The organism is Streptomyces laculatispora (genome assembly GCF_017353455.1).
Lineage (GTDB): Bacteria > Actinomycetota > Actinomycetes > Streptomycetales > Streptomycetaceae > Streptomyces > Streptomyces laculatispora.
In genome coordinates, this window is the sequence record NZ_JAFMPZ010000304.1 from 21,269 (window position 1) to 27,457 (window position 6,189).

4 protein-coding genes are annotated in these 6,189 nt (G+C 69.7%); 1 reads left to right on the forward strand and 3 read right to left on the reverse strand.

From position 1 onward, the window contains the following. The first annotated feature begins 82 nt into the window (after window positions 1-82). A complete protein-coding gene (locus J1C73_RS16765) occupies window positions 83-883 on the forward strand; it encodes an alpha/beta fold hydrolase (protein WP_207317093.1) in 801 nt (266 codons plus the stop codon). 105 nt (window positions 884-988) lie between these two features. Here J1C73_RS16765 and J1C73_RS16770 read toward each other — a convergent pair whose 3' ends face one another. From J1C73_RS16770 to J1C73_RS16780, 3 genes are all read right to left on the reverse strand, one after another. Beyond that, a complete protein-coding gene (locus J1C73_RS16770) occupies window positions 989-1,723 on the reverse strand; it encodes a M48 family metallopeptidase (RefSeq protein ID WP_207317094.1) in 735 nt (244 codons plus the stop codon). Between the two features lie 49 nt (window positions 1,724-1,772). Further along, a complete protein-coding gene (locus J1C73_RS16775; RefSeq protein ID WP_207317095.1) occupies window positions 1,773-5,327 on the reverse strand; it encodes a type I restriction endonuclease subunit R in 3,555 nt (1,184 codons plus the stop codon). Between the two features lie 542 nt (window positions 5,328-5,869). After that, the coding region (locus tag J1C73_RS16780; RefSeq protein ID WP_207317096.1) for an ATP-binding protein at window positions 5,870-6,189 on the reverse strand (320 nt) is incomplete at its 5' end.

Sequence of the window (6,189 nt, forward strand, 5' to 3'; positions counted from 1 at the left end):
CTGTGAGCAGGTGCGGAGAGAAAGTTCAGAAACTTCTCGCTCCGGGCGATGAGTTTCCTGGCGCCCCGCAGTCCACCTTCACATGGACAAGACTCTCTCCCGCGACGGCACCCTGATCGCGTACCGGCGCCGGGGTGAAGGACCGCCGGTGATCCTGGTGGGCGGGGCCCTGGGCACGGCCGCGACCGAGGCTCCGCTGGCCCGCCTGCTGGCGCCCCGCTTCCATGTGGTCACCTACGACAGGCGGGGCCGGGGCGACAGCGGTGACAGCGCGCCGTACGCGGTGGAGCGCGAGATCGAGGACCTGGGGGCGGTCGTCGAGGCGGTCGGCGGCCGCCCCTCGGTGTTCGGCGTCGGGGCCGGCGGCGCGCTGGCCCTGGAGGCGCAGGCCGCCGGGCTCCCCGTCGATCTGCTCGCGGTGTACGAGCCGCCGTACACCCCCGGCCCGGCCGGTCTGCTGTTCAAGGCGGACTGCACGGCCCGGCTGCACCGGCTGCTGTCCGCCGGGGACCGGGACGGGGCGGTGGAGCTGTTCCTGCGTGTGACGGGCGTCCCGGCCGATCTGATCGCCAGGATGCGGAGTGCACCGCTGTGGCGCAGCCTGGAGTCCGTGGCGCACACCCTGGCGTACGACGACGCGCTGCTCGGCGACGGCGCGGTGCCGGCCCAGCGGTTCGCCTCCGTCACGGCGCGGACCCTGGTGGTCGGCGGCGGTTTCAGCCCGGACACCGCGAGGGCGGCGAGCCAGGAACTGGCGGACGCCCTCCCCCGGGGCCGCCACCGCACGCTGACGGGCCAGGCCCGGGAGCTGGCACCGCAGGTGATCGCGCCGGTGCTGGCGGAGTTCTTCACCCGCGACGTGTACGCGGGCCAGGCGTCCTGAAGGGGGCCTGAAAGCACTCCGCGCGGCCACGCCCGTACAGGGGTCGGGCGTATCCGCGCGGGGTATACCGCGACTCGCGGCCGGGCGGGTTTCAGCTGTACGAGGTCACCGAACCGCTCCACGCCACAGGGCGGGTTCGGCGTCCGCGAAGAGCTTCTCCCGTTCTTCGGCATCCGGAAGCACAAGTCTCACCTGCCGACGGAACGCCACGCCATGACCGGGCGCCCGCAGGTGGCAGAGTTCGTGTACCAGCACCAGGTCCACCAACGACGGCGGCAACTGCAGAACCGCCCAGTGCACAGTGATTGTGCCGTCCTGCCCCAGCGCTCCCCACCTGGGCCCCAGGTCGCGGGCCTCGACCCGGGGCACCGGCAGTCCGACGCGCGAGGCGTACGAGGGCAACCGCCCGGAGAGCCACCGGGTGCCGCACGCCTCGTACCACTGAGCAATCCGGCGGGCGCCTTCGTCGGCCGTGCGCGGCCTGGGCAGTTCCAGCCAGCCCCGGTACAGCCTCACGCGGCCGCCCTCTCCAGGAGGCAGGAGCTTCAGACGGTGACGTCGCCCCAGGTAACTGAAGCCCGTGCCGCCGACAAGCTCCTTGGCCGGCTCGTCCGGCCTCGCCCGCCTGTCCCGCACCTCGCGCGCCAGGCGTGGCAGCCTCGTCCGCACGGCCAGTGCCACGGCGGCCGGGTCCGCGTCCGGCGGTACGGCGAACAGGACGTCGCCGCTCTCGTCAACCTCAATGCCCAGCGTGCGCCGTCGGGGCCGTACGACAACCTGCCACGTCCACTCCCCGGGCACGGGGAGTGCCGCGATCGCCTGGTGGACGGGAGTACTCACGGGGCATTCCTACCATCCGACAACACGGATTCCCTGCGACGCCCCTCACTCAGCGCTCGTTGCGCGCCCCGTACCGCAGGAAGTCGTCACGGCGCTCGACGGCCAGTTCCACCAGGAGCCCGGCGAGCGGGCCGGTGTCCTCCCACTCCAGGGAGACATGTCTTTCCAGACTGTCACGAAGGTGCTTGCGGACCCGGTCCCTGGTATCGGCCAGGTGCACGATGTCCGGTGAGCGCACATGCCCGGCGATCTCCACGGTGAGGGCACGGGCGGCTGCCGTCAGGTCGGCACCCGGCGGAGTCAGTGCACCGTCCTCCAGCTCCTGTACGAGCAGTCCGTGGACCGGCCGCTCGGTCCACGGGTCGAGCCCGCTGCCCGCACTTGCGTCCTCGGCCTCGTTCTCGTTCATGTCGCCGACCAGCCGGGTGAGCTCGGAGGCGGCCTTCTCGAAGTCGTCCCGCATCTGCTCAAGGATCTCGTCGAGGCGTCGGCTGAAGCGGGTGTACCGGGCTCGATCGGAGCCGATCTCGGCTGCGATGCGCACCTTCACCGAGCTGGACATGTACGAAACCCGGGTACGCGCATCACTGTTGGCGTTGACTCGCTCCATGAAGTCGGGGGCGGTGAGCTCGATGGGCGGGACTCGCTGCTCGATGTTCGTCACCTTCAGGTGCCGTGCCATCAGCTGCCGGATCTTCGCGCCGTAGCGGCGCGGGCTGAAGTCGTCACGGCCGTCGAGGTAGCGGCGACGGGCCAGGTACTGGACCTCACCGAGGAGCCCTGCGAACGCCTCGTACTTCAGGGCCTCGGGTCGCGGCAGTACGGCGTTGAGGGCGCTGAGGAAGTCACGTGCGAGCTCGTCGAAATCGGCGCGCAGCAACGGGTCCTCAAGCGCGGCCAGCAGGTCCTCCCGCTGCTCCTCCACCTTGAGGGAGGTGACGCCCAGCCGGTCCAGGAAGTCGGAGACGTGGCTACGCAGATCTGCGAGCAGGGCGATGGCAGCCGCGTCTGCCTGGAGCAGCAGACGGTCCCGAACCGGCTGGTCACCCGTGAACGTCTTCTTGTCCAGGTGGTCGACGGACGCGTCGTAGCCGTACAGCTCGCGCAGGTGCGCCTTTTCGTACTCCCCGAGCGAACGGGCCAGCTCCGGGCCGATCCCGACGAAGTCGACCACCTGCCCCCAACGCTTGTTCCGGTACGGGCGGTTGGTACGGGCGACCGCCTGGAGCAGCCCCGCGCCGGACAGTGCGCGGTCGAGGTAGAGCACCTGCTCAACGGGGGCGTCGAAGCCGGTGAGCAGCATCGACTGCACGACCAGGAAGGCCATGGGGGCCTCGCCCGGTTCCTCGCTCTCGTTCATGGGCGGGTCCGGCTGCTGCCCGTCCGGGTGCCACTCCTCCCTCGCTCCGCCGGGCGTGCCAAGACCGGAGGCCGAGGTCCCGTGGGCGGATACTTTCCACGCGGGGTCTTCGGCAGCGGCAAACGGGTCACCGAGGCCTTTCTGGAAGCGCTCGATGTAGCCGTCCTGCTGTGACTTCGACGTCCAGCACTTCCATGTCCCGGGGTCCTTGCGCCCGCTGTTCGGCTGGGCCTCGGAGATCACCACGGCGGCGTGGATCGACCGCAGCAGGTCCCGGTGAGCAACCAGGTCCAGCAACTCACGCTTTTCCCCCTCGGCCTCGAAGGCTGCCATCGGATCGTGGATGTCTGCCGGTTCGAGGGCGTCGATCTGCTCCACCAGACGGTCGCGTGCCCTGAGGAGGGCATCCCGGTAGCGGACCGCCGCCAGCCGGGAAACGGCTGCGAGCTGGGCGCCGAAACGGTCGGGCAGCGCGTTCTTCGCCCAGTGCCGCAGCATGTAGTCGGCTTTCGCCTCGATCACGGTGGGTGCTTCGAGGATCTCCTTGCGTCGCGCGAACTTCTCCAGGACGCGCTTGCGCTGCTTGGGGTCTTCGGGCACCTTCTCGTCGAACTCGGCGTCCAGCGCCGCCTTCTCGATCACTTCCAGCGGAACGCTGAAGGCCTCGTATCGCACCGGCACCACGGCCCCGTCGCGCTCGGCGTCCCGCAGGGTGTAGAGGTCGGCGAACGGGCCGAAGATGTCTTCGGTGGTCTTCCGGTCGTCGCTGAGGATCGGGGTTCCGGTGAAGCCGACCATCATGGCGTTCGGCAGCATGGCGCGCAGTCGCGCGTGCTGCCAGCGAGCCTGCCCCCGGTGGGCTTCGTCGATCAGGACGACGATCTCAGGGCTCGGGTTCTCCGCCTTGTTGTACAGGTGGCCGTCGTCGTCCGCCTCGGGAAGCTTCTCCTCCCTGCCGTCGTACTCCGTGTCGTCCCTGCGCGCCTTCTGCAGGGTGACGAGTACGAGGTCGGGCACGGGCACCGCGAGGTAGCTGCGCGCCTGCGCCACGCTGGACGCGCGGTAGACCTTCTGGTCGCTCGACGCGAGGCTCCCCCGGATCTGCTTCTCCAGGTCGAGCCGGTCCGTCACCACGACGACCTTGTGTTGCTTGAGACCGGATGTGCTGCGGAGATGGCGTACGAGGAAGGCCATGGTGAGGCTCTTCCCGGAACCCTGGGTGTGCCAGACGACGCCGCCCCGCTGGTCGACCGGCTCACCGGCATCGATCTTCCCGCGCCGTTCCAGCAGGCGCTGGGCGAGTTTGTGCACGGCCTTGAACTGCGGGTAGCGGCCGATGATCTTGACAGTGCGCGGACCGCTTCCGGCCTGCGTGGTGAAGTCCCGTACCAGGGAGAGCAGGTGGGCCGGCCTCAGCACACCGGCCACCAGGATGTCCTGGTCACTCAGCGGGGTGCCGCGGCCCCTGCGGGCCTCCTCACGTACCTGCTCCTCGGTGGCGGGCAGGGTGGTGCGCCAGGGGGCGAAGTGCAGCGAGTCGGCGGTGACGGTGCCGAGTTCGGCGTGGTCCCGGTCCGTTCCGATCAGCACCTGGGCGAAGCGTACGAGCTCCGCGACGGGCTTGGGTGCGTCCACGCCCGCGTAGCCGATGACCTGCTCGACGGCCGCGTCCAGCGCCGCGCGCTGTTCCTGCCGGGCGGACACCAGGGGGGCCTTGCACTCGATGACGACCCAGGGCAGGCCGTTGACGAACAGGACGATGTCCGGGATGACGGGTTCGGCGTCCTTGCGCTCCACCCGAAACTGCGAGACGGCCAGGAAGTCGTTGCCGTGCTCGAACTCGCCGTCCCAGTCGACGAGCTTGATGTGCTCGGGCTTGCCTTTGGTCCAGCCGGGGACGGTGCGGGAGTTGATCCCCTTGCGCAGGAGCTCGGTCGCGTCCAGGTTGCCCGCAACACCCCTTCCCGGGCTTCCGAATCCCGGCGCCTTGCCCCGGACCCGGGCAAGGAGGTGATCCAGCTGGGCGTCGGACAGCCAGGTGTTGCCGTGCGGGCCTGGGTTGATCCGAGCCACGGCGTCCCGGAAACGTTGCGCGTAGACGACCTGCTCGAAGCTCGTCCGCCCGGAAGGGCCGGGCTCCGTGACCGTGCCGTGCGGCTGGCCGCCTGCGAGGTGCGTCCACCCCATGGCGGTCAGCTGCCTGGTCAGCGGCTTCTCGGTCCTGTCGTACTCCGGCTGCCCCATGCCTGGTCTCCCCGCGCGCCCGTCACCGTACGTCCCACCCGCACCCGTATGGGTGTACGCGGAACTCTACCGGCGGGCGCCGGATCGACCAGGGGTGGAGGGCGGGGGCGAGACAGTGCCGCGGGGAGGGAAGTGGCGGCAGATCGATGCCTGCCGCGCCACTCGCGTCAGACCATGATCTCGCTCAGGTGTTGCACGCCGGTAGGAACTCCAACCCCTCCGGTGTTCCGTACGTGAAGACCGCCTTGTACGCCTGCACGACGTTGCACCCTTTATCCATCCACTGAAACGCGAACACGCTCCAGATCACTAAGGCAAGGACGGCCACCCAACGCAGAGGTTTTGACATGTATGCGATATTCCGCCCGCCGGTGACGGAATAAACCATGCCGCTTGCCCGGATACAGGCAGGGCCGTCGGTTCGCATGACGCCGGTCGCCACCGGGGCCCGAGCCGAACCATGCACGCACAGGCGGCGCGCTACGGGACAGGCCAGGGGACGAAGGGCGCCGAGAGCCGAGCGGGGCGTATGGAGGCGGCGGTCAGGTCGCGAGCGCCAGCTCGAACCAGATGGTCTTGCCGCCCGAGCCCAACTCCCCTTCCCCTATGGCACATCCGCCCCAGCGGTCGGCGACGAGTTCGAGGATGGCCATGCCCCGACCGGCTTCGGCCTCAGCACCGACGGCCGGCCTGTAGGGCTTGGGAAGGTCCGGGCTCAGGTCCCAGACACTGACCCTGAGCACCGGATGCCGCCACTGGAGCCGCACCCCGGCGTGACCCTGGGCGTGGCGCACGGAGTTGGTGGTCAGCTCGGAGGTCAGCAGCTCGGCGCGGTAGCTGAGTTCGGTCAGTTCGTGAGCCC